A 24,317-nucleotide genomic window follows, 5' to 3' on the forward strand; every position below is an offset into this window, starting at 1 on the left:
TCTATTATCTACTACCATTCATAAAAAATCAACCTGTTCCATAGAATAAAATTAAGAGAAATACGGTGAAAGGCTGCCGCAGAAATCCTACTATGAAACGAATCGTCTCAACCCTGTGTATCATCCTTTTATTTATCCTCATGCTGGTCTTCCCCCAGGCTGCTTTCCAGGGAGCAAGCGCCGGCCTGATTTTGTGGTTCCAAACAGTACTACCAACTTTGCTGCCCTTCTTTATCCTGTCCAACCTCCTGATCCAGAGCGGATCCATTGACTGGATCGCAATGGCAATCTCCCCCGTCCTGTGCCGTTTCTTCCGCGTATCTCCCTACGGAGCCTTCGCCGTACTCACCGGATTCTTATGCGGCTGTCCGATGGGAAGCAAAGTGACGGCGGATCTTCTCAGGAATGGATGCATTACCCGGCAGGAGGGATGCTATCTATTGTCCTTCTGCAACAATACAAGCCCGATGTTCATGATCAGCTTTGTGATCTGGCAGAATCTGCAATGCAGTAAGCTTACATATCCTCTGCTTGCAATCCTTCTGCTCTCCCCTGTCCTGTTAAGCTTTCTGTTCCGCAGGTATTACCGGATTCCAAGAGAGATCGTCTCCGCGCCGCAGCATTTCCGAAAGCCTGACGCCGAAGCCGCCCGGTCAGAAGGAATGCTGGACGGCTGCATGATGAATGGTTTCGAGACGGTTACCAGGATCGGCGGATATATGATGCTTTTTTCCATCATCCTGTCCCTTGCACAGACATTTCCGTTGAAATCCTTCCTCCTGTCCTCCGTAGTGCTCCCCTCCCTGGAGATCACTACGGGAATCAATATGATATGCGGCTCCGATCTCGCCGCCAGTGCCAGAATCATCCGGTCGCTGGCGCTTACCTCCTTCGGAGGATGGTGCGCCGCCGCCCAGACCAGGGCCATGATAGCCGATGCCCCGCTTCCGTTTCTCCCCTACATAATAGAAAAACTGGCCGCCGCATTGGTAACCAGTCTCCTTGTCTCTATATTCCTGTTACTGTATTAATTCCTCTTCTTCCACACTATATTCCGGTTCCGGCTCAGGCGTACCGTATTCTGCTTCCAGGCCGCTTGCGGACTGATCCGGAATCTCAAGCTCCGAACGGTTATTGCGGACCATATCAAAGCACTCCTGCAGAGAATTCACTAACCCGTCGTATTTCGTCGTATAGCTGTCCAGAGTATGTCCGATGATACTTTCCGCATTCGCCAGCAGATCATCCGTATACTGCATCGCACCGATCCGGATATCATTGGCATCACGGGTCGCATTGTCAAGGATCTCCTGTGCCTGTTCGGTTGCCGCAGTCACGATCTCATTGGCCTGAGAATATGCCTGCTGCATGATCTCATGCTCGCTGACCAATTCACTTGTGTGGATCTGGGCCTCCTCGATCATACTGTCCGCCTTCGACTGGGCGTCCGCCAAGATCGCATCCTTGTTGGCAATGATCTTCTGGTAACGCTTGATCTCATCCGGCGTCTTCATACGGAGCTCACGAAGGAGCTCATCCATCTGGTCTTTATTCACAATAATCTTAGAAGTAGACAACGGCTGAAATTTACAACTGTCGATATACTCTTCTATCTCTTCAATAATCTGTTCTATACGGCTGCTCATTAATCTACACTCTCCTTTTTCTTCATCTTCTCTGCAATTCGGTCCGCGACAATCTCCGGCACAAATCTGGAGATATCTCCGCCAAAGGCTGCCACTTCCTTCACCGTGCTGGAACTCAAGTAGGAATACTCAAGACTTGTCGTCAGGAATACCGTCTCTAACTCCGGCTCCAACTTATGATTCGTCTGAGCCATCTGTAACTCATATTCAAAATCTGTGATCGCACGCAGTCCGCGTATCACCAGATCCGCCTTCATCTTCCGGGCAAAATCTACCAACAGCCCTTCAAACGGAAAGATTCTGACATTCGGCATCTCTTTTGTTATTTCCTCTAACATTCTAACACGTTCTTCTGCGGAAAACAACGGACTTTTTGCTTTATTATTCAAGACTCCGACAATTAATTCGTCTACCTTTCCGGCCGACCGGGTGATCACATCCACATGACCGAAGGTGACCGGGTCAAAACTTCCAGGATAAATTCCTCTCAGCATATTCCTTTCCTCCCCGAAGGTTCGATAAATACGTGTTTGTTCGTCTTGTATATCTTATTCTTGATCACAGAGAAGCCCATCTCCTCCACATAGTCAAACTCTGTGTCCTTGGCCGCCTCAATGATGATCACCCCGTCCTCCGCAAGAAGCTCAGACCCGGACAGGTACGACAGAACCTTATGCTCCAGCTCCTGCCTGTAGGGCGGATCCATGAAAATGTAATCAAACTGCTTCTCTCCCTCCAGCTTATAGAGTGCCGTCATAACATCCATGGACATGGTCATCCCTCTGCGTTCCAAATGCGTACGCGAGAGGTTGTCCCGTACGCACTGCATCGCCTTGGGATTCTTCTCTACGAATACCGCCTCCATGGCTCCCCTGCTCAGCGCCTCGATCCCAATCCCGCCGCTCCCGGCAAACAAATCCAGGAATACACAATCGTACAGGTACGGTGCAAGCATATTAAACAACGTCTCTTTGATGCGGTCCGTCGTCGGTCTTGTATCCATGCCGTCCAATGATCTCAGTTGTATCCTCCTTGCACTTCCTGCAATCACTCTCATACCACAATCCCCCCTTATTATCTGACATACGGTAAACTGGCCTGTTGTTATGAAGTTGTTCCAAGGCGGCGGTAGCGGTTCAGGCAGGCGTAGATCTCCTGCTTCCTTGGCATCGCCAGATTCCCCGGAAGATAACTGCCGTCACACACGGCGCCAAGCCCCTGGGCATCCATCTTCTTATATAATTCCTCGATGGTCTGCTTAAGAGTCTTCCTGCCGTCGAACACATCCTCCTCAAGATATTTCACAATATTACCAAGAGAAGTAAGCTGTTCGCTGTCCATCAACTGTTCCACATATCTCAGATCGATAGTCTCATGATTCAGCACTACGCCATCTCTTCCCTGCGTCTTGATCTTCACCCTTCCCTTATTCTTAAGTCCCGGATTCCTGCGGATCTTCCGGTCGAAGGACGGCTCTCCTGGTCCGTCCTTGGGAAGCTCAAGCCTGGGATAATCCCTAGCCGCAGTCTTCGCGTGCTCCGTGATCTCTCTGGGCACGTACCGGTCCATCTGCACGATGGTATCCGCCACCTGAAAATATGCGCCGGAGCTTCCGGCAACGATTACCGTCGAGATCCCAAACTGCTCATAGAGAGCCCGCACCCGCTCGATAAACGGGGTGATCGGCTCCATATCCCGGTGGATGACCCGCTGCATCAGCTCGTCCCTCACCATGAAGTTCGTCGCGCTGGTATCTTCGTCGATCAGGAACACCTTCGCTCCCGCCTCCATACTCTCCACCACATTGGCGGCCTGAGATGTGCTTCCGCTCGCGTCCTCTGTATCAAATGCAACCGTGTCCTTCCCATTGGGGAGATCATTGATAAACATAGATATATCCGTATGCCTGATGCTGCGCCCGTCCTCCGCGCGGATCTTCATGGCAGCGGCATCCGTCACCACATATTCCCTCCCGTCTCCGGCGATATGCGGGTACACGCCTGTCTCCAACGCCTTCAGAAGCGTGGATTTCCCATGATAGCCGCCGCCTACGATCAGGGTCACGCCCCTTGGGATACCCATCCCGCTCAAAGCTCCCTTATAGGGAAGCTCCATGGTCACCTCCATGGATTGGGGAGATACGAAAGGCACGGCCCCCTTCATAGGACGCTGGGACACGCCGGACTCTCTGGGGAGAATGGCTCCGTTGGCGACAAACGCAACAAGGCCCATAGTCTCTAATTGCTCCCGGATATATGCCTGATCCTCCGATAATTCCATTACCCTCTGGATCTTCTTCTTATCGAGCCTTCCGTAAAAGAGTGCACGTTCCACACAGGAAGGCAGGAAATCATACAGGATCTTCTTAAGCTCCCGCGCGTTGATCGTCCGCCCGTTGGCAGGAAACCCCACTTCGAATCTAACCGTTACATCTCCGGATGAGGGATTGATCTCACACGCCGTCCGTTCCAGGATCTCCTGGGAACATCTGGTCACGCTGATGATCCCGCTCTTGCCGGAACCCTTCGCCTGGAAGGAATACTGCTGGATCTGATTCCAGAAATTACGGGTCAGCTCGTCCTGCAGCGCAACCCGCTTATGCTTGTTGTCAAATAATTCTTTCGGAAAACCTGCCGTCCGCCCGGGAACCCGGACACTTAATTTGGACGGGGCGGCAAAGGGATCTCCCTGTACGTGGTCAATGGACAAGACGTATCTGCCAAATTGATATACGCCCCTCGTATCCTTGTAAGCCGGATATCCTCTGTGGTCGATCCGGTCTAATAACTGTTTTAAATCTTCTGATGTCTTCATATTCTGTCTTATACTCCCTGTCTGTTCTTAAATTATCTTCCTTATATCTGCCGATATCATCCCGCCGTTATAACGCTACGATCCTTGCCCTGTGGTGGATCGCCGGGAGGAACTTATTCAGCAGATCCTTCGTCCTGAACTTCAAATGGCTGGTATTGATCCCCGGATTGCATCCGAACCACTCCGCCTCCGCCACTTCCTTGTCCACGATCACCTGCACATAATCGTCCTCATCCGTCAGAAGCCCTGCCACGCTGGCAGACCCGGGCGTGGTCCCCAGGTGTTCCATCATCTTCTCCGGCGGCGCGAATGACATATGGGATACGCCGAGCTTCTTGCTGAATGCGGCAGTATCGAACGCCTTGTCGGCCGGCATCACGAGCAGAAAGAAGGTTGTCTTCTTCTGGTTGCACAAGAATACATTCTTCCGGATCTCGGTACCAATAGCCTTGTCGATGGCCGCACACTCTTCCATTGACGCGGCAGGATCATTGTCCACCTGTTCATAGGGTATCTTTAATTTATCTAATGTCTCATACATCTTCCGCTCTAACGGCATCCGCTCATCGGTCGGCGCCGAGGTTCTGATCTCACTGATATACATAGCTTTTATCCTCCACTTTATAGCGTTCTCATGCTTATGATACACGAATTGCTCTGTGCTTCGCACGCTTGTATCATAATTATACCGAATTCACGAAGTCTTTGCAAGATAAGAATCTGTGTTAAGAAACTTGCGTTAAGAAACCGTTAAGGCTTGTTGACAGGCTTGTGTATTCTTTTGCTTTTATGCTACAGTATATGATAACTTAATATTTTCATTTCATCTGTCAGTTTTCAACATGTTTATTTTCCAGAAAGGATCCTTCATTTCATGAATTTTTACCAGACCAAATTTGCAGAAAAATTAGAAGAAGCGCTCAAAGCGGTACTTCCCATCATAGGGCTTGTGCTGCTGTTAAGTTTTACCATTGCACCGATCCCGCCCAGTATCCTGCTGCTTTTTTTGTTCGGCGCGGTGCTGCTTGTGATCGGTATGATGTTCTTTACATTAGGCGCCGAGCTTGCCATGACCCCTATGGGCGAGAAGGTCGGCACGAAGATGGCCCGGTCCATGAAACTTCAGGTAGTTCTGTTCCTGTGCTTCCTTCTCGGAGGCCTGATCACCGTCTCGGAGCCTGATCTGCAGGTGCTTGCCGAGCAGGTTCCGTCCATACCCAATCATATCCTGATCCTTGCCGTCGCATTCGGCGTCGGATTCTTCCTGATGGTTGCGATGATGCGTATGCTCTTCTCAAGGTCGCTGCCGTCCTTGCTGATCGTATGCTATATTCTCGTATTCATCCTGGCATTCTTCGTGCCCAAGGACTTCCTTGCCGTCGCCTTTGACTCCGGCGGCGTCACCACCGGGCCGATGACGGTTCCGTTTATCATGTCCATGGGCGTGGGCTTTGCCGCAGTCCGAAGCGACAAGCACGCCGAGGACGACAGCTTCGGCCTGGTTGCGCTCTGCTCCATCGGTCCGATCCTGGCGGTGCTGCTCCTTGGACTCCTGTATCATCCTGACGACGCCGTATATATTCCTTCCGAACTTCCCGTCCTTCAGGACTCTGTAGAACTGTGGCAGCATTTTGCCAGAGGATTCCCGGAATATATGGGGGAGATCATGGTATCCCTGCTTCCGATCGCCTTGTTCTTCGCGGCATTCCAGATATTATCGCTGAGACTTAAGAAGAAGACGCTCCTTAAGATCATCATCGGAATTGCATACACCTACATAGGGCTGGTGCTGTTCTTGACCGGGGTCAATGTGGGTTTCATGCCTGCGGGAAACCATCTGGGACAGACGATCGCCGCCCTCCCTTACCGCTGGATCCTGATACCGATCGGTATGATCATCGGATATTTTATCGTCAAGGCAGAACCTGCCGTCTATGTACTGATGGAGCAGGTAGAAGAGATCACCTCGGGCGCTATCTCCGGCCGTTCCATGGGTGTCAGCCTCTCCCTTGGCGTCTCGGTTTCCGTCGGACTTGCTATCACCCGCGTATTGACAGGCGTCTCTATCTTCTGGTTTATCCTTCCGGGATACGTAATCGCCATCTGCCTGTCATTCTGGGTACCTAAGATCTTCACCGCCATAGCTTTCGACTCCGGCGGCGTAGCGTCCGGCCCTATGACCGCCACTTTTCTGTTACCCTTTGCCATGGGCGCCTGTCAGGCGGTCGGAGGCAATATCGTCAGGGATGCGTTTGGGGTCGTCGCCATGGTAGCCATGACTCCGCTGATCGCTGTCCAGATCCAGGGCGCAGTTTACCAATTCAGATCCAGGAAACAGGAAATGGACGAACCAGAAACTATTTCTGTCTCCTATCTTGATATCCTGGCAGATGATGATATCATAGAGTTATAGAAAGGGAAGGGATTTTCAATGAACGCAGTCTATATGCTAGGCATCATCACGAACAGAGGGATGCGGGATAAATTCATCCAATTTTTCAAACTGCATAATATCCATGTGACTCTTACCGTCTTAGGAGAAGGAACCGCGGGCAGCGCGATCCTTGATTACCTGGGAATGGAGGCGACCAGCAAGACCCTGTATTTCGCTTTTGTCACCTGGGATACCTGGAAGCAGTTAAAAAAAGACCTGTACACCCAGGTCAAGATCGATATCCCCGGACGGGGAATCGCTTTTCTCATACCGCTTGGCAGCATAGGCGGCAAGAAACAGCTTCAATATATTACCGTCGGTCAGGAATTGTCTATAGAGGAGGAGAGCACATTGCAGAACACAGATTATGAACTCTTGGTCACCATTGCGAACGCAGGGCACATCGAGACGATCATGGATGCAGCAAGGCACGCCAACGCGCCGGGCGGCACCGTGATCCACGCCAAAGGAACAGGGGCAGAGCACGCCAAACGATTCCTTGGGATCTCTCTTGCCGAGGAAAAGGAGATGGTGTTCATCGTCGTACGCACACGGCAGAAGAATGCGATTATGAAGGCGATCATGGAACAGGCCGGGACCGGAAGCCCCGCAGGAGGTATCATTTTCTCTCTCCCGGTCACCAGTACCGCAGGACTGCGGATGCTTGAGGAGGAGGATGCGCGATGAGATATATACTTGCATCTTCTTCTCCAAGGAGGAAGGAATTATTAGAACAGGCGGGATTTACCTTCGATATCATTCCCTCTGCTGTCGAGGAAACGATCACAAAGACAGAACCGTCAGAGATCGTGATGGAACTGGCGTCTAAGAAAGCAGAAGATGTCTTCCGCCGCCACGGGCAGCAGGACTGCGTCGTGATCGGTGCGGACACGATCGTCGTATACCGGGATGAGATTCTGGGAAAGCCTGCAGACAAAGCCGAAGCCTACGATATGCTGTCGATGCTTGCCGACCGGACACACCAGGTCTATACAGGGGTATCTCTGGTCATTTCCAAAAAGGGACAGGTACACACCCGGACATTCTGCGAATCGACCGACGTCACCTTCTGTCCCATCTGCAAGGAAGATCTTCATGCTTATGTAGAGAGCGGCGATCCCCTCGATAAAGCAGGGGCTTACGGGATCCAGGGCCCCTTCGCCGTCCATGTAAAATGTATCCACGGAGATTATCACAATGTGGTAGGACTTCCGCTCTGCCGGCTCTATCAGGAATTGCTTACGGAATATACATCGCCTCTGTCGGAGCGGTAAGAATAGCGGTTTTTCAGATCCTTTAAAGCCCTTGCTCTCTTGCAGGGGCTCTTTTCTCCAATTCCTTCTCATTAATTTTAATATTTGTTCAATCAATTAATTTTATCTGTTCTGCTGTATTAAGAATATTTAACTGATACTCTGCAATTTCTTTCAATATGTGGAATCTTTCTATCTTACTCCTACCCTCACGAATCATTTGCGCATTATGTGTTTCCAAGTTAGATAGGACTGTCAATTCATTGATCGTAGCAAAATCTCTTACATTATTCTTTTTTGCCAATTCAGGATTTTCACTCCTCCATGCCTTCGCAGTAAAACCAAATAATGCGACATTCAAGATATCTGCTTCTTCTGCATACGCAAGCCATTCTAAATTTTCCTTATAATTTCTTATCGGAATCAAATAATTTTTAATGGCATTTGTTTGAATCAGATAATTATTTTTAGATAAAAATCTTTTTGCGTTCCATTCTATTTTTCTCGCATCATTCTCAGCTTCTTTCAATCTCTGAAATTCTTTTATCAGATATAATTTGAAGACCGGACTAATTGCCGAAGCGAATTCAAATGCAATATCTTTATGTGCATATGTTCCGCCATATTTTCCGCGTTTTACAAATAACCCTATAGCCGCTGTCTCCTCAATCCATTCTGTAACACTCAACACAAATGTATGTAAACCCGCCTCACTTTTAAAGTGGTCGAATTCGACCACTTTAAATGCAGGATTATATATCTGCTCCCATGTACCCAAAAACTCCAATGTAGATCTATTTCGCATCCAATTTTTTACAACGTCTGCTCCTCTGGATTCACCAACTTTAGCTTTTGCAATATCGGTTATACAGATATAATCATCAAAATTTTCCTCAGAAATAGTAATATTAATGTTTTGTACCACAATTACTTTATTTTTTGACATTCTTTCCCTCCTGTATATCGGTCCCTTCTATCTCCCTCTTTGCCGGTTCTGTCAGGAATTGCTTACGGAATACGCATCGCCTCTGTCGGAGCGGTAGGAATAGCGGTTTTTCAAATCTTTTAAAGCCCTTGCTCTCTTGCAGGGGCTCTTCCATCCGTCGGCAATCTGCCGCCTCAGATCCGAATCATAGAGCCTTGGCGGCTCAATGTCCAATCTTTGATGGACCTCATCATTCTTAGATGCATAGTTGAAAGATTCCGTATCCATAATCTGCCTTTGCGCCGCTTCCCAGGCATCTTGGCCCTGCTTAAGATATTTCTGCCGGTAATATTCTATATCACTGATGATTCTTCCATGCGCATCTTCTTCCAACACATTCCACTGACTTACAAACGAACCATTCCTGTCAATGATAAATTCAGAATGAAAATCTGGAGTGAGCCTTTTTTTATTTTCACGCCCTCTCTGGTATTCACGGTAAGACGAACTGCCTGGATATTTGTTGTGAAGTCTTGCCGGTTCTCTAAGGAGCTTGCGTCCGCCAAGTCCCCCTCGTCCAATATCCGCCTGAACATAGCTCATAAGCGCCTCCTCGTCGGTCATCCCGTCTTCCTTGAATAATCCGCGGATATACGCGATGTTATGCCGGTCAATATACATCCGGAACTGATGGATCATCCGCGCTTCGGCCTCGCTTACCTCTCTTAAGCCAGTCTCACCGTATGCTTCTTGTACACATTCCGCAAAGTCCTGGAATATCTTTCCGTGGGGCGGAATACTCTCTCCGACACAGAATCCCTTCCCAAGCTGTAGCATCCCATTCTCATCAATAAATCCGCCCATTCCTCTGATTATATCCAGGATCCCGGTAGATTCTGCCTGTATTCCCATACCAAAACACCTTCTCTGCTTTTATGTCTATCATACTATATTCAGGAAATGCTTTTGAGTGCGTAGTATTATTCCTTTCTAGGACTACTATTCTCAATTCCACGAGATGCAATACTCCTTAAATAATTGCTTCTGATATTCTCTACTCCTGACCGCCCTCGCCAATTCATCATATCTCTTCTCAGTGCTCAACAGATTATTCAAATTATTGTTTTTCCTCTTGGTAATTTCCCAGAAATTAGGGATGCTTTTTTTAATACTGATGAAACCGAATAAATCTTGGAGATCATGATAATCTCTCCGAAATGTCATCTGTGAAATTATTTTAAAACATTTGCTCTATAATGTCAAGTGCTTGAAAAATAACATCCAAAAAATAGAGCACCCTTCCAGGCACTCTATCCATTGCACACATTATTAGTTATACTTACGTTTTCTAGCTGCTTCAGACTTTTTCTTACGTCTCACGCTCGGCTTCTCGTAGTGTTCTCTCTTACGAATCTCCTGCTGGATACCAGCCTTCGCACAGTTTCTTTTGAATCTGCGTAAAGCGCTATCTAACGTCTCGTTTTCTTTAACGATTACATTTGACATAGTCTCACACCTAACCTCCCTCCAGCCTATATTGTGCATTATACGACTGTTCGGGTATTTTTCTTGCACTACATAAGATTATAACACATATTTCCATTACGTCAATATTTTTTTCAGTATATCTTTGATAAATTTATAACTGCCCCTCTAATACCTCAGCCGCCTTCGCCAATGCATCCTCGATACCTTCCGGTTTCTTGCCGCCGGCCTGCGCCATGTTCGGACGTCCGCCACCGCCGCCGCCAACTAAGGCTGCCGCCGCCTTGATCAGATTCCCGGCGTGGGCGCCGCGGTCCATAGCTTCCTTGGTCGCCATGGCCATCAGGCTCACCTTGCCGTCTGCCGCCGATGCAAGGACGATCACACCCTCGCCTAACTTCTCCTTCAACTGGTCGCCAAGCTCGCGCAGCCCGTTCATATCCACATTCTCGATCTTCGCGGCAAGAAGCTTCACACCCTTGATCTCCGTCACCTGATCCATGATATCCTTCGCCGCATCCTTGGCAAGCTTACTCTTAAGGCTCTCAATCTCACTGCGCAGAGCCTTGTTCTCCGCCAGCAGATGGGCCGTCTTCTCTGCCAGGCTGTCCGGTGTTGCCTTCATAAGCTTTGCCGTCTCCAGGAGCTTCTGCTCCATCTCGTCATAGTATCCCATAAGCCCCTTGGCTGTCAGCGCCTCGATCCTGCGGACTCCCGCCGCAACCCCCGTCTCCGAGAGAATCTTGAATGCCGTGATAGCTCCCGTATTCGCCACATGCGTACCGCCGCAGAACTCAATGGAGAAATCCCCCATGCTGACTACACGGACGATATCGCCGTATTTCTCTCCAAACAACGCCGCCGCGCCCGTCTTCCTTGCCTCTTCGATCGGAAGATTCTCTACCTTCACCGCCAGGCCGTTCTGGATCTGCGCATTCACGATCTCCTCTACCTGCCTAAGCTCACCGGCCGTCAATGCAGAGAAATGTGTGAAGTCAAACCGAAGCCTGTCCTCGTTCACCAGAGATCCTGCCTGCTCTACATGATTGCCAAGCACCATGCGCAGAGCCTTATGAAGCAGATGGGTCGCACTGTGGTTGTTGGCAGACATCGCCCTCTTCTCTGCATCCACCTCAAGGCTTACGGTATCGCCCACCTTGATCATGCCGCATGCCACATGCCCGATATGGCCGAATTTGCCGCCTAAGAGCTTCACGACATCCTCAACCACGAATTCTCCGTCCGCGGTACGGATCACGCCTCTGTCCGCCTCCTGGCCGCCGCTGGTGGCATAGAACGGCGTCTTCTCCACGAAGATGGTTCCCCGCTCGCCGTCCGAGAGTGCATCCACGAGCTCCGTATCTGTGGTAAGTACCGTCACCTTCGATTCAAAGGCAAGGTTCTCGTATCCTACGAATTCCGTCGTGACAGACGGGTCAATGGACTCATAGACCGTCACGTCAGCGCCCATGTAATTCGTGACCTCACGTGCAGCTCTCGCCGTCTGACGCTGGATCTCCATGGCCTCCTTAAATCCGTCCTCATCAACAGACAATCCCTTCTCCTCTAAGATCTCCCTGGTCAGATCCAGCGGGAATCCATAAGTATCATAGAGCTTGAATGCATTCGCGCCTGCAAGGACCTTCTCCTGCTTCGCTTCCATCTCCTTCTCCATCTCAGCCAGGATCGACAGCCCCTGATCAATGGTCTTATTGAACTGTTCTTCTTCCTTCGCAACCACATTGAAGATGAATTCCTTCTTCTCATCTAATTCCGGATACCCGTCCTTAGAACCCTCTATCACCGTTCCGGCAAGCTTCACAAGGAACTCGCCCGGGATATTCAGGATCCTTCCGTGGCGGCACGCCCGGCGCAGCAGACGGCGCAGCACATAACCACGCCCCTCGTTGGACGGCATGATCCCGTCTGAGATCATGAACGTCACAGAACGGATATGGTCAGTGATCACGCGGATAGACACATCTGTATCCGCCCCCGCCCCGTACTCTACCCCGGCAAGAGCGCAGACGTGGGTGCGCAGAGCCTTGATCGTGTCGATATCGAACATGGAATCCACATCCTGGACGATACACGCAAGACGTTCCAACCCCATACCGGTATCAATATTCTTCTGCTCCAGCTCCGTATAGTGATTGTTGCCGTCGTTATCGAACTGGGTGAACACATTGTTCCAGATCTCCATATAACGGTCGCATTCACAGCCTACCGTACAGTCCGGACTGCCGCAGCCATATTTCTCACCGCGGTCATAATATACCTCCGAACACGGTCCGCAGGGACCCGAGCCGTGCTCCCAGAAATTATCCTCCTTGCCGAACTTAAATATCCGCTCCGGCGCGATCCCGATCTCCTTATTCCAGATCTCCCATGCCTCGTCATCTTCCAGATAGACGGACGGATAGAGCCTGTCCGGGTCAAGCCCGACCACCTCTGTCAGGAATTCCCAGGTCCAGTGGATCGATTCTCTCTTGAAATAATCTCCGAAAGAGAAGTTCCCAAGCATCTCAAAAAAAGTACCGTGGCGTGCCGTCTTCCCGACATTCTCAATATCCCCGGTACGGATACACTTCTGACAGGTCGCCACCCTTCTCCTTGGCGGAATCTCCTGTCCGGTAAAATATGGCTTCAGCGGCGCCATGCCTGAATTGATCAGCAGCAGACTCTTGTCATTATGCGGCACCAGCGAGAAGCTCTTCATCTTCAGATGTCCCTTGCTCTCGAAAAAGTCAAGGAACATCTTCCTTAATTCATTCACTCCGTATTTTCGCATGATATCCTCCTGTTTCTCCCATATTAAAACTTAATTATAAATAGAAGCAGGCGGTTTGTCAATGTCCCGCCTGCTTCTTCCTTGCATAAAAGCTATGAAAAATATAGTCAATACTACATTACATGAATCTCTCCATTCACCAGTCTGGCAACAACCGAACTGGTCTCCTTGGTCAGGTGCAGAGTCTCGTTCTCAATATTCAGTACCAACCCCGGATACGCGATATCACATTTGAGCCGGCAGCCGCCCTGCTCTTCGAGTTTCCCCTTTATCTTCTCCAGTTCTTTATCGAACTGGCCAAGCTTCATCCTTCCCACCGACAGATCCAGACGGACCTTGCCCATACGCTGGGTCTTCGAAGGACTCTCCGGCTGCCGTTCCAGCTTCTCAAGCTCAGCCTCCAGTTCCTCGATACTCTTCTGCAGGAATTCCCGCTCATAGTTCGCACAGGGCTGCCCTCCCAGATATATGGTCGTAACACTCTCCGACTTCGAGCCGACGATCTTGGCATTGATCCCGCGTGCCGCCCGAACCCGGCCGCCGATCATCGTACCTCTGCCGGTACGCACCTGAACCTCCCCGTCACAATAGATATCACAGTTGACGATACAGTCTGTCTTAAGATCTCCCCGGCAGTGAACCGAACAATTCTCCATGTACTGAGCGTAAATATCATGATGTGCGTGAAGCACCGCGCGCGAGTCTCCAAGGATACCCTTGGCAACGATCAGATCGCCGCCCGCCTCGATCTCAGCAGCTTCCACCACTCCGTCAATCGTAACGTCTCCAATCGTCCTTATTGAAAATCCGCTGCTCACATCCCCATGGATATGCACATCGCCCACGAAATTAATATTGCCGCTGGAAAAGTCTACATTGCCGTTGATCTCCAGTACTGATTTGACCATGAAGCCCCTGCCGCTGAATTCCACCCGTCCTGACTTCATCGCAAGCAGCTTCGTACCGTCCTCGCTGGCCTCTGTATTACGCCCTTTTGGAAGCGCCGCTGTCTTCCCTGTCTTGCAGGGAATCTCCTGATTCAGCACCGTCCTTCCAGGAACCCCTTCCTTAGGCGGAACCGCCTGGCAGATCACGCCGCCCTTCTCCACATTCTGAACCAGATTCAGGTTGAAATAATCCACCCTGCCATGCTCATCTTCAACGAATTTCTGCTTGGTATCGCGCTCAAAGAAGTCCTCGATATAGCCGTCCTCACCGTGCACCACCGGCTGCCCCAAAGCAATCCTGTATAAGTGGAAATAACGATTCTGCTCACCGGACAGGCGCTCTAACAACTCCGCATCCACACCGAATGCAACACCGCTCTTCATAAGAGCCTCGTCAAGCATCCCGCGGTCAAGCTCCTTCCCCTCCCCGACAGGCGGGAATATCATAAGCCATGCCCCAAGCCTGTTGGATGTAACATAGACCATAGGAAACGCATCCAGTTTAAGCGGCTCCGGTTCTTCGTCCGGCTCCGCCGTATCCTGCGGCTCTTCTGTATCCTCATCCGGCTTCTTCTTCTTCTCCTTAGGTATCATATCCCAACGGGAAATAGCCTCCGCGGTAATAAACTTGCGCAGACGCTGCAATTCCTGTTCCATCTCGCTGTCAGATAATATTCCGCTGCTCTCCAAACGCAGATATGGAAGCGGCGCATCCTTGACGCGCTCCGCCCACAGTTCATATAAAAGGATAAACGGATGATCCCATGGCAGAATCAACTGATTAATGACCGGTTCCGGTTCCGGCGGTTCCTCCGGCATCCAATCCTCCTGCTCTGGCTGTTCCTCCTCTGGCTGATCAATCTCATCATCTTCGAGATCCTCATCTAATCTTGTGCCAAACAGCCACCCCCAAAAACGATTCTTAGGTTCCATACCTTTTCACCTCCCTCTCAATATAGACAACATACTTTGCTGTTATTTTTATTATACGCTGAACTAGGTGAAATTGACAAGTTTATTTTAATTCTATTTCTTCCAACTCTTTCGGAGGTAGTTTCCTGGTAGAACCGGCAACGAGCTTCTGTACCTCTTTCTTCGCCTTATCCACCTGAAGGTTGGTGCCCGCTCCGGCAACACAGCCTCCCGGACATCCCATTCCCTCAATCAGGCAGCCGTTCATCTTGCCGACCTTGGCAAGCGACAGGATCTTCTTACACTCCGCAAGTCCTTCTGCGTGTTCGATCTTCACATCTACTCCCGGATAATATTCCTTCACACAGTTCTCGATCGCCTGAGCCACACCTCCGGCATATGCGTAACCGCGTCCCGCACCGGTAGCGTTGTGGAAAGAGGATTCCGCCTCGTACTCGGTAAGGTCGATATCCTTCGCGTCAAACATTGCCTGCAGCTCCTCAAATGTGATGACAAAGTCCACATCACTTCTGACTGTCCTTCGCATGGCTTCCAATTTCTTCGCCGCACATGGTCCGATAAATACTACCTTCGCGTTCGGATGCTCTTTCTTAATGGTACGCGCGGTCGCCACCATAGGCGTCAGCTCCTGAGACACCTGATCCACCATATCCGGGAAATATTTCTTGGCAAGCATCGCCCAGGACGGACAGCAGGAAGTCAGAAGGAACGGCAGTTCACCGGTCGTCACCTTATTCACATAATGGTGTGCCTCCGCGACCGCACCGATATCAGCGCCCAGCGCAACCTCATAGAACTCAGAAAAGCCCAGCTCCTGAAGCGCCGCCTTTAAGTTCCTTGGAGTGATATTGTCACCGAACTGTCCGGCAAATGCAGGCGCGATCTCGGCAATGATCTGATCGCCCTCTGACAATGCCCTTGCAAGCTGGAAGACCTGAGATTTATCAGAGATCGCTCCAAACGGGCAGTTTACCATACACATTCCGCAGGAAACACATTTGTCCGTATTGATCACCGCACGGCCATGCTTGTCCGTCTCAATGGCGTTCACCCCGCAGGCTTTCGCGCACGGGCGCTCTTTCTTGGATATGGCATCATACGGACATGCAGCCTTACATTTGCCGCACTTGATACATTTATCCTGATCAATGAAGGAACGGCCGTTCACCATGGAGATGGCGCCCTTAGGACATACCTCCATACACGGATGCGCAAGACATCCCTTGCACATATTGCTCACTTCATAGCCCTTCTCCTCACAGCCCTCACATGCAGACGGGATCACCTGCATAAGCGGCGGTTCATAATATTTGTCTGAAATATTGCTGGCCTCCACACCTGACGTCAGATGGACAGGCTTATTCTCGGGTCTTAAGGAAAGTCCCATCGCAAGCCTTAAGCGCTCCCTCACGATCGCGCGCGCCCGGTAGACGCTCTCTCTGTACTTCATAGTCTCTTCGTTGACGATCTTGTACGGAATCGTCTCCATATCATCGAGGAGGGTCTCGGCATTCGCTTTGAATCCAAGCCTTGCCACCTCCTCGAACACGATTCTTCTGATCCTTCTGACTGTGGTGTCCAATCCTCTAATCATAAAGACATCTCCTCCTGAATAAATAGATTTTGTTATGGTCCGGCACAGCATCTTACGTAAAATCTCACTGCCCTACTATAAATATACTGGATTGTTAAATAATCGTCAAGAACTTCTTCCTACAGTAAGAAGATACGATTCCTGCGGCAGGTTTCCCGCATCTCCTCCGGCCAGAGGCTGGCCTGGACTTCACCGATATGGGCGCGGTCCAGAAGCAGCATACACAGCCTGGACTGGCCGATTCCGCCGCCGATGGTATAGGGCAGTTCTCCATTCAGAAGCATCCTGTGATAGGGGAGGGTTCTTCTGTCCTCGCAGCCCGCCTTCTTAAGCTGTTCCTCCAAGGACTTCTCATCCACGCGTATCCCCATGCTGGAGATCTCTAACGCGCAGTCAAGATTCTCGAACCAGAACAGGATATCTCCGTTCAGTTCCCAGTCGTCATAGTCCGGAGCACGTCCGTCGTGAGGCTTGCCGCTCTTAAGCTTATCCCCGATCTTCATAAGGAATACACATCCATGCTCCTTCGTGATCAGGTTCTCCCGCTCCTTGGGCGTCTTATCCGGATAGCGGTCTTCCAGTTCCTGGGATGTGATAAAGGTCACATCCGACGGAAGCTTCTTGGCGGCGTCCGGGAATTTGTACCACACCTCATGCTGCATATGTTTGATGATCTTGAAGATATTGCGCACCGTCTCCTCCAATGTCTCAATGGTGCGCTCTTCCCTGGTAATGACCTTCTCCCAGTCCCACTGGTCCACATAACAGGAATGCAGGTTGTCAAGCTCCTCGTCACGCCGGATGGCATTCATATTCGTATACAGTCCTTCCCCCGGCTTGAATCCATATTCATGGAGAGCCATTCTCTTCCACTTGGCAAGGGAATGCACGACCTCCACCGTCTCACCCGGAATGCCTGCTACGTCGAACTGCACCGGGCGCTCCACTCCGTTCAGGTTATCATTGAGACCGCTGCTCTTCTCCACAAACAGCGGCGCCGAGATCCTCTCAAGGTTCATCTCCCTGCCGAATTCCTTCTGGAAGGTATCGCGGATGTACTTGATCGCTTCCTGCGTCTCCCGAATGCCGAGCTTCGGATCATAATTCTCTGGTAATATTAATGACATGGTTTTCTTCCTTTCTCATTCTTCTGTTTCTATTCTATTTACCCAAATAGTTCCTGCGCGTAATATACGGACTGCATAGCGTCCTTCCCGTAGAAATCTGCCCCGATCATATCGGCATATTCCTGATTCAATACCGCGCCGCCCACCATGACCTTACAGTCCGGTTTCTCCCTCCTGAGAAGCTTTATGGTATCCTCCATACTCACCACCGTCGTAGTCATCAGCGCGCTTAAGCCTACAAGCTTCACGTCCTCTCTTACGGCACATTCCGCGATCGTCTCCGGCGGCACGTCCTTCCCAAGGTCGATCACGTCAAAGCTGTAGTTCTCAAGCAGTACCTTCACGATATTCTTACCGATATCATGGATATCACCCCTGACCGTCGCAAGTATCACCTTATCCTTCTTCTGCGCCTCCTGCCCGTTCTCTGACAGCGAACTCTTAAGCACCGCAAACGCAATCTTCGCCGCATCCGCGCTCATCAGCAATTGAGGCAGGAATACGGTTCCTTTCTCGAAGCCCTTGCCCACCTCGTCAAGAGCCGGGATCAGATGCCGGTCGATGATCTCAAGCGGCGCTTTCGTTCCAAGGAGCTCTGACGCCGCGTGATGCGCCTCTTCCTTAAGCCCCTTTTCGATGGCATCCTTCAATGTAAGAGATGCAGACGGCGCCGTCCTGGCTTCCCCGTTCTGTCCGCCGTACCTTCTGATATATTCCTCACAATTCTCGTCATAGTTCATCAGCGCACAGAAAGAAGTATAGGAACGCATCATATCCTCCGAGGAAGGATTGATGATCCCGGCGCTTAAGCCGTTCTGCAGCGCCATAGTATAGAAGTTGGCATTGATCACCGGACGGCAGGGAAGTCCAAAGGAGATATTCGATACCCCCAGAACCGTACAGACACCGTATGTCTCACGGACTAACCGAAGCGCTTCCAGCGTAGTCTTCGCCCCTTCCGGTTCGGAGCTGATGGTCATGGCAAGCACATCCACCACGATGTCCTTCTTCTTGATCCCGTATCTGGCCGCCTCTTCTATGATCCTTCCGGCAATCTCGCATCTTCCCCTGGCAGTCCCCGGAATTCCTTCCTCGTCAAGCGTCAGGGCAACCACCGCACCGCCGTATTTCTGCACCAGAGGGAATACGGCGTCCATAGACTCCTGCTTCCCGTTCACGGAATTGATCATCGGTTTCCCGTTATAGATGCGCATTGCCGTCTCCATCGCCCGGATGTCCACCGTATCGATCTGAAGCGGCAGACTCGTAACACTCTGAAGCTCCGTCACCGTCTCCCGCATCATGGCCGCCTCGTCAATGTCCGGAAGCCCTACGTTCACATCCAGGATATGCGCCCCCATATCCTGTTGGGTGACTCCTTCCTTCAGGATATAATCTATATCATGATCCTTAAGGGCCTGCTTGAACTTCTTCTTCCCGGTGGGGTTGATCCTTTCCCCGATGATCACAGGCTTCTTATTCAAGATCACAGCCCTTCCATAAGAGGATACGATAGTGTCCTCATTGGGCGCCAATGCCTTTGGCTTCCTTCTTCCTGCCATCTTCGTCATAGCACGGATGTGATCCGGCGTCGTCCCGCAGCAGCCGCCGATCACGCAGGCGCCCATCCCAAGGATCTGCTCCATCGCATCTGCGAACCGATCCGGCTCCACGTCATAATACACTTCTCCGTCCCGCTGCTTCGGCAGACCCGCATTCGGCTTAACGATCACCGGAACAGACGCATATTCCATAAGTTCCTTAAGGATTGGAAGCATCTGCTCTGGTCCCAGGCCGCAGTTGATCCCAAGCGCATCCACCCGAAGCCCCTCCAGCATGGCAACCACCGAAGGGACGTCTCCTCCCGTCAGAAGCTTCCCCTTCTCGTCAAATATCATCGTGACCGTCACCGGAAGCTTCGTATTCTCCTTCGCCGCCAGCACCGCAGCCTTCACCTCGTATGTATCGCTCATCGTCTCGATATGAATCAGATCAGCTCCCGCCTCCTCACCATACCGCACGACCTCGCGAAATGCTTTATAAGCTTCCGCAAATCCCAGGTCTCCCACAGGCTTCAAAAGCTTCCCCGTAGGCCCCACATCCAAAGCGGCGTAAGTCTTGCGCCCGTCATGAACCCCAAGCGCCGCAGCCTTCCTCACATTCGCAACAGCCGCGTCAATGATCTCCTTAAGCCCATACTTGGAATTATGAAACTTCAACGCATTCGCTCCAAAGGTATTGGTCAGTACTATATCACTCCCTGCCTCATAGTACTGCCGGTGGATATCTACGATCTCCTCCGGATGGATCAGATTCCATGTCTCCGGCAGCTCCCCCGGCAAAAGTCCCTTCGCCTGCAGGAGTGTTCCCATCCCGCCGTCAAAATACAATAATTCTTTCCCAAGTCTGTCTAATATCATTCGCCCACTCCTTTATCTCTCCGGTAAGCACAATCACTCTTCCCGCAGTTCTCACACCCCTTAACGTGACAGGACAATTGCGTCCTTCCAACCCCGATCACCGCAGTCACCGACTTCGTGGGTGTAAGCATATTCCCATCTGTCACAGACAGCCCGATCCTCTTAGGCGCGTCCAGCATCCGAAGTATCTCCCCCTGATGCAAGACAGAGAAATCCCCGTATCCCGGGCTGAACCTCGGCCTTAAGTACAGACCCTGCGCCTCCTGCTCAAGCCTAAGTTCCTCCTGGCATTCGTCCAGATACTCCTCCAGAAGCGCCGCCGCGCAGGCCTGCAGCACCACGACTCTTGCCATATCGGTAAGCGAATACCGGCGAAGCAGCATGTCCACTCCCGCACCCAGCGTAGCGCCCAATACAATCACATTCCTGCACCCGTCAAGGTTCCTTCTAAGATTCCTGCTGTCAACTTCCATTGTTCCGATCTTAAGGCCCGTCTCCCCCTGGAAAGATACATCAAAAATGCGATAGATGATTCTTCTGCCCGCTGTCCGCTCCAATTCTTCAAAGGAGCTGCCGATCAGGGCAAGCGTATCATCATCTATCGCATGGCTTCCATATCCCAGGTAACGAACCGCCTCTTTCGTCCTTGTGTCCATCCCTTATCCTTACGCTGTTATTCCTCTACAGTTCCAAGATCTCTGACAGATTGTTCATTATCGCCTCCGCAACCTCCGGCTTGTTCATGGAATACACATGAATATGATTCACCCCGTTGGCGATCAGATCAATGATCTGATCCGTAGCATAGGCGATTCCGGCCTGCTGCATTGCTCCCTGATTATCACCGAAACGGTCGACGATAGCACGGAACCGCTCCGGAAGAGCCGTGCCGGACATCCCGCCGATCCTCGCGATCTGCTTCTTATTCGTAACCGGCATGATCCCCGGAAGCACCGGGATCGTAATCCCCTTCTCCCGGATCCTGTACAGGAAATTATACAGAATATTATTGTCAAAAAACATCTGCGTTGTCAGAAAATCTACTCCGCAGTCTACCTTATGCTTCAGATTGCGTATGTCGTCCTTCTTATGCTCTGTCTCCACATGCCCTTCCGGATAACACGCCGCCCCGATACAGAAATCCCCCTGTCTCCTGATATCCTCGATCAGTTCACTGGCGTATCTGTAGTGGTTGGGGAGAGGGAATTCGCTCTCGGCAGGAATGTCTCCCCGAAGAGCAAGAATATTCCGGATCCCCTTCTCCTTAAGCTGTTCTATCACCTTATGTACCTCATCCTTCGTGGATGAGACACAGGTCAGATGGGCAAGGCTCGTCACTCCAAAGTCATCCTTGATGTGCGAGGCGATGCTCACCGTATTCTTACTTGTTCCGCCGCCCGCTCCGTAAGTCACGCTGATAAAAGAGGGCCTAAGCGCCGCGATCTTCTCCGTCGCGGCCAGGACGCTGTCATATCCCGCGTCTGTCTTGGGCGGGAATACCTCGAAGGATATATGAGGTTTCTCATTCTTTAGTATGTCACGAATCTTCATGCCGTTCCTTCTTCCTTACCGCTCTGTTACGCCGTCTTACATACCGTCATACAGAGCTTCGTATTGTTTCGCTGAATTCGCCCATGAGAAATCCTGGCTCATGGCGCGCTCGATCATCTTATTCCAATCGCGCTTCCTATCATAGAAGATGCGCTCCGCATAACGTACGGTAGCCAGCATCTCGTGCGCATTGTAATTCGAAAAGCTGAATCCGGTACCGGTCTTCTCGAATTCATTGTACGGTTCTACCGTATCCTTAAGTCCGCCTGTCTCCCTTACGATCGGAAGTGTTCCGTACCGGAGGCTCATCAACTGGCTCAGCCCGCAAGGCTCAAACAGGGACGGCATCAGGAACGCATCGCAGGAAGCATAGATCCTGTGGGACAGCGGATCTGAATAATAGATATTGGCAGATACCTTGCCCTGATATTTCCACTCGAAATGACGGAACATATTCTCATACTGTTCTTCGCCGGTACCAAGGACAACGATCTGTACCGCATCCTGACACAACTCGTCCATCACATAGGCAACCAGATCGAATCCTTTCTGGTCTGTCAGCCTAGATACGATGCCGATCATCATCGTATGGGAATCCTGAGTCAGATTCAGCTCTTTCTGCAGAGCGATCTTATTCTTGATCTTCTCCTTGCGGAAATTATCTATGTTGTAATTCTTCTCAATATGTACGTCTGTATCCGGGTTGTAATCATCATAATCAATACCGTTGACGATACCGGACAGGCAGTTCGCCTTGGCATTCATCAAGCCGTCCAGCTTCTCGCCGTAGAACGGCATCTTGATCTCCTCCGCATAGGAATTGCTCACCGTGGTAACTCTGTCGGCGTAAACGATACCGCCCTTCAGGTAGTTCGCGTCCTTATAAGCCTCCAGCTTGTCCGGCACGAAATAATACTGCGGCAGCCCTGTAATATCACGGACCCTCTTCGTATCCCAGGTGCCCTGGAACTTCAGGTTATGTATGGTCATGATCGTCTTGATCCCGCGGTAATACTCGGTCCCGAACCGGAAATTATCGAGATAGATCGGGATCAGACCCGTCTGCCAGTCATGGCAGTGAATGATATCCGGCCTGAAATCGATTACCGGCAGCGCGCTTAAGACCGCCTTAGAGAAGAATGCGAACTTCTCAATATCCGCATACATATCGCCATACGGGGCAAATCCGTTGAAATAGTATTCATTATCTATAAAATAGAATGTGATTCCTTCATATTCGTATGTCAGTACGCCCACATACTGCTTCCTCCAGTTCAAATCCATATAGAAGTGCGTATGATAGGCAAGCTTTTCCTTCCATTCTTCTTTCATGCACATGTACTTCGGCAGCATAACACGCACGTCATACTTCCCCTTATCGAAATATTTGGGTAAAGAGCCGACAACATCCGCAAGTCCGCCTGTTTTTATAAATGGTACTGATTCTGAAGCTGCAAATAGTATTTTCTTCATATCTTTTCCTCCAAACCTCACATATATATTCCTATTATAACCTAATTTTATCCAGAAGAAAAGTATTTATCTGTTTTTATATTCTAATCTTATCGTATCCGCGATCAAGGCGATGAATTCTGAGTTAGTGGGTTTCCCTTTGCCGTTGCTTACCGTGTATCCGAACAGATCGTCCAGCGTGTCTAGTTTGCCCCTGCTCCACGCCACCTCGATGGCATGGCGGATCGCCCGCTCTACCCGGCTTGCCGTCGTCTGGTGTTTCTTGGCTACCGTAGGATATAAGACCTTCGTGATCGCATTCAATACGTCCATATCCTCCACCGCCATGATGATCGCATCCCTAAGATAATGGTATCCCTTGATATGCGCCGGTATCCCGATCTCATGGATCATATCTGTCACCCTGCCCTCTAAGTTCAGCTCCGGCTGGATATCCATCACCGAACCAATCGGCATCTGGGGACGCAGCTCATGGCGGATGACCTGATTCGCATGCTTGATTCTGTTAAGCACCATCTCATTGTTAAAGGGCTTCATGATGTAATAGCTTGCCCCCTTCTTGAAGGCATCTTCTGTAATCCGCTCCTGACCTACTGCTGTCACAACAATAAAGTCAGGATGTTTCTTCAGTCCTTTGTCATTGCTCACCATCTCCATTACACTCAAACCGTCCATCTTTGGCATGATCAGATCCAATAATACGACATCCGGCTGCTTCTCTTTGATCAGTTGGTACATGTCCTCTCCATTGTTAGCCTTTCCGACCAACTTTAATTCCTGATCATTGCTTATGATTTCGCCAAGCAAGTCCAGAATTCTTTCATTATCGTCGGCTATGGCCACATTTATCTCTTTCATTTTACGCAATGCCTCCTTTCCCCACATCAAAAGTTGTCGAGTTTGATTATATAGTCTGTCACTATT

The 24,317-nt window shown here is 50.5% G+C and carries 21 protein-coding genes; 4 read left to right on the top strand and 17 right to left on the bottom strand.

Annotated features, from left to right (window positions below; all coding sequences use genetic code 11):
• The first annotated feature begins 92 nt into the window (after positions 1–92).
• A complete protein-coding gene (locus VSQ62_RS14965; RefSeq protein WP_334635625.1) occupies positions 93–1,031 on the top strand; it encodes a nucleoside recognition domain-containing protein in 939 nt (312 codons plus the stop codon).
• Here VSQ62_RS14965 and VSQ62_RS14970 read toward each other — a convergent pair.
• From VSQ62_RS14970 to VSQ62_RS14990, 5 genes are all read right to left on the bottom strand, one after another.
• Positions 1,020–1,646, bottom strand: a complete 627-nt coding sequence (locus VSQ62_RS14970; RefSeq protein WP_334635626.1) for an ATPase — start codon at positions 1,644–1,646, stop codon at positions 1,020–1,022. The two genes, VSQ62_RS14965 and VSQ62_RS14970, sit on opposite strands and share 12 nt — an antisense overlap.
• The gene (gene coaD, locus VSQ62_RS14975) at positions 1,646–2,140 is read right to left on the bottom strand and encodes a pantetheine-phosphate adenylyltransferase (protein WP_334635627.1); all 495 of its coding nucleotides are present in this window, start codon (positions 2,138–2,140) and stop codon (positions 1,646–1,648) included. The genes VSQ62_RS14970 and coaD overlap by 1 nt, the downstream gene beginning before the upstream one ends.
• Complete coding sequence (gene rsmD, locus VSQ62_RS14980) at positions 2,134–2,703, bottom strand: 16S rRNA (guanine(966)-N(2))-methyltransferase RsmD (protein ID WP_334635628.1); 570 nt, start codon at positions 2,701–2,703, stop codon at positions 2,134–2,136. The genes coaD and rsmD overlap by 7 nt, the downstream gene beginning before the upstream one ends.
• A 47-nt stretch (positions 2,704–2,750) precedes the next feature.
• Positions 2,751–4,460 carry an ABC-ATPase domain-containing protein gene (locus tag VSQ62_RS14985; protein WP_334635629.1) on the bottom strand — a complete coding sequence of 570 codons (1,710 nt, stop codon included), beginning with the start codon at positions 4,458–4,460 and terminating at the stop codon, positions 2,751–2,753.
• Positions 4,461–4,527: 67 nt separating this feature from the next.
• Positions 4,528–5,064 carry a prolyl-tRNA synthetase associated domain-containing protein gene (locus tag VSQ62_RS14990; RefSeq protein ID WP_334635630.1) on the bottom strand — a complete coding sequence of 179 codons (537 nt, stop codon included), beginning with the start codon at positions 5,062–5,064 and terminating at the stop codon, positions 4,528–4,530.
• Between the two features lie 270 nt (positions 5,065–5,334).
• Between VSQ62_RS14990 and VSQ62_RS14995 the strand changes: the two genes are divergently transcribed.
• Genes VSQ62_RS14995 through VSQ62_RS15005 form a run of 3 tightly spaced genes read left to right on the top strand, consistent with a single transcriptional unit; the run spans position 5,335 to position 8,168 of the window.
• Positions 5,335–6,873, top strand: coding sequence for a DUF1538 domain-containing protein (locus VSQ62_RS14995; protein WP_334635631.1), 1,539 nt, complete (start codon positions 5,335–5,337; stop codon positions 6,871–6,873).
• 18 nt (positions 6,874–6,891) lie between these two features.
• The gene (locus tag VSQ62_RS15000; RefSeq protein ID WP_334635632.1) at positions 6,892–7,581 is read left to right on the top strand and encodes a P-II family nitrogen regulator; all 690 of its coding nucleotides are present in this window, start codon (positions 6,892–6,894) and stop codon (positions 7,579–7,581) included.
• Entirely contained in the window at positions 7,578–8,168 is a 591-nt protein-coding gene (locus VSQ62_RS15005) for a Maf family protein (protein WP_334635633.1), read from the top strand. The genes VSQ62_RS15000 and VSQ62_RS15005 overlap by 4 nt, the downstream gene beginning before the upstream one ends.
• A gap of 88 nt (positions 8,169–8,256) precedes the next feature.
• Here the strand turns inward: VSQ62_RS15005 and VSQ62_RS15010 are convergent, their stop codons facing one another.
• The 12 genes from VSQ62_RS15010 to spo0A all read right to left on the bottom strand — a co-directional run bounded on the left by VSQ62_RS15010 (position 8,257) and on the right by spo0A (position 24,251).
• Entirely contained in the window at positions 8,257–9,093 is an 837-nt protein-coding gene (locus VSQ62_RS15010; RefSeq protein ID WP_334635634.1) for a KilA-N domain-containing protein, read from the bottom strand.
• 51 nt (positions 9,094–9,144) lie between these two features.
• A complete protein-coding gene (locus tag VSQ62_RS15015) occupies positions 9,145–9,984 on the bottom strand; it encodes a DUF3114 domain-containing protein (RefSeq protein ID WP_334635635.1) in 840 nt (279 codons plus the stop codon).
• Positions 9,985–10,401: 417 nt separating this feature from the next.
• Positions 10,402–10,578: a 30S ribosomal protein S21 gene (gene rpsU / locus VSQ62_RS15020; RefSeq protein WP_004054229.1), complete on the bottom strand. Its 177-nt coding sequence runs from the start codon at positions 10,576–10,578 to the stop codon at positions 10,402–10,404.
• A 133-nt stretch (positions 10,579–10,711) separates the two neighbouring features.
• Positions 10,712–13,348, bottom strand: a complete 2,637-nt coding sequence (alaS, locus tag VSQ62_RS15025; RefSeq protein WP_334635636.1) for an alanine--tRNA ligase — start codon at positions 13,346–13,348, stop codon at positions 10,712–10,714.
• Positions 13,349–13,461: 113 nt separating this feature from the next.
• Positions 13,462–15,228 (bottom strand): flagellar assembly protein A, encoded by a 1,767-nt coding sequence (locus VSQ62_RS15030; protein WP_334635637.1) that lies wholly within the window; start codon positions 15,226–15,228, stop codon positions 13,462–13,464.
• An 82-nt stretch (positions 15,229–15,310) separates the two neighbouring features.
• Positions 15,311–16,822, bottom strand: coding sequence for a 4Fe-4S dicluster domain-containing protein (locus VSQ62_RS15035; protein WP_334635638.1), 1,512 nt, complete (start codon positions 16,820–16,822; stop codon positions 15,311–15,313).
• A gap of 119 nt (positions 16,823–16,941) precedes the next feature.
• Complete coding sequence (gene asnA / locus VSQ62_RS15040; RefSeq protein ID WP_334635639.1) at positions 16,942–17,949, bottom strand: aspartate--ammonia ligase; 1,008 nt, start codon at positions 17,947–17,949, stop codon at positions 16,942–16,944.
• 38 nt (positions 17,950–17,987) lie between these two features.
• Positions 17,988–20,369: a homocysteine S-methyltransferase family protein gene (locus VSQ62_RS15045; protein ID WP_334635640.1), complete on the bottom strand. Its 2,382-nt coding sequence runs from the start codon at positions 20,367–20,369 to the stop codon at positions 17,988–17,990.
• Positions 20,366–21,025, bottom strand: coding sequence for a Vitamin B12 dependent methionine synthase activation subunit (locus VSQ62_RS15050; RefSeq protein WP_334635641.1), 660 nt, complete (start codon positions 21,023–21,025; stop codon positions 20,366–20,368). The genes VSQ62_RS15045 and VSQ62_RS15050 overlap by 4 nt, the downstream gene beginning before the upstream one ends.
• Positions 21,026–21,050: 25 nt before the next feature.
• Complete coding sequence (gene metF / locus VSQ62_RS15055; protein ID WP_334635642.1) at positions 21,051–21,920, bottom strand: methylenetetrahydrofolate reductase [NAD(P)H]; 870 nt, start codon at positions 21,918–21,920, stop codon at positions 21,051–21,053.
• Between the two features lie 36 nt (positions 21,921–21,956).
• The gene (gene glgA / locus VSQ62_RS15060) at positions 21,957–23,393 is read right to left on the bottom strand and encodes a glycogen synthase GlgA (RefSeq protein WP_334635643.1); all 1,437 of its coding nucleotides are present in this window, start codon (positions 23,391–23,393) and stop codon (positions 21,957–21,959) included.
• Between the two features lie 66 nt (positions 23,394–23,459).
• Positions 23,460–24,251: a sporulation transcription factor Spo0A gene (gene spo0A, locus VSQ62_RS15065; protein ID WP_334635644.1), complete on the bottom strand. Its 792-nt coding sequence runs from the start codon at positions 24,249–24,251 to the stop codon at positions 23,460–23,462.
• Positions 24,252–24,317 lie beyond the last annotated feature (66 nt).

Origin of the sequence: Sporofaciens sp. JLR.KK001 (genome assembly GCF_036941055.1) — a bacterium.
GTDB lineage: Bacteria > Bacillota > Clostridia > Lachnospirales > Lachnospiraceae > Sporofaciens.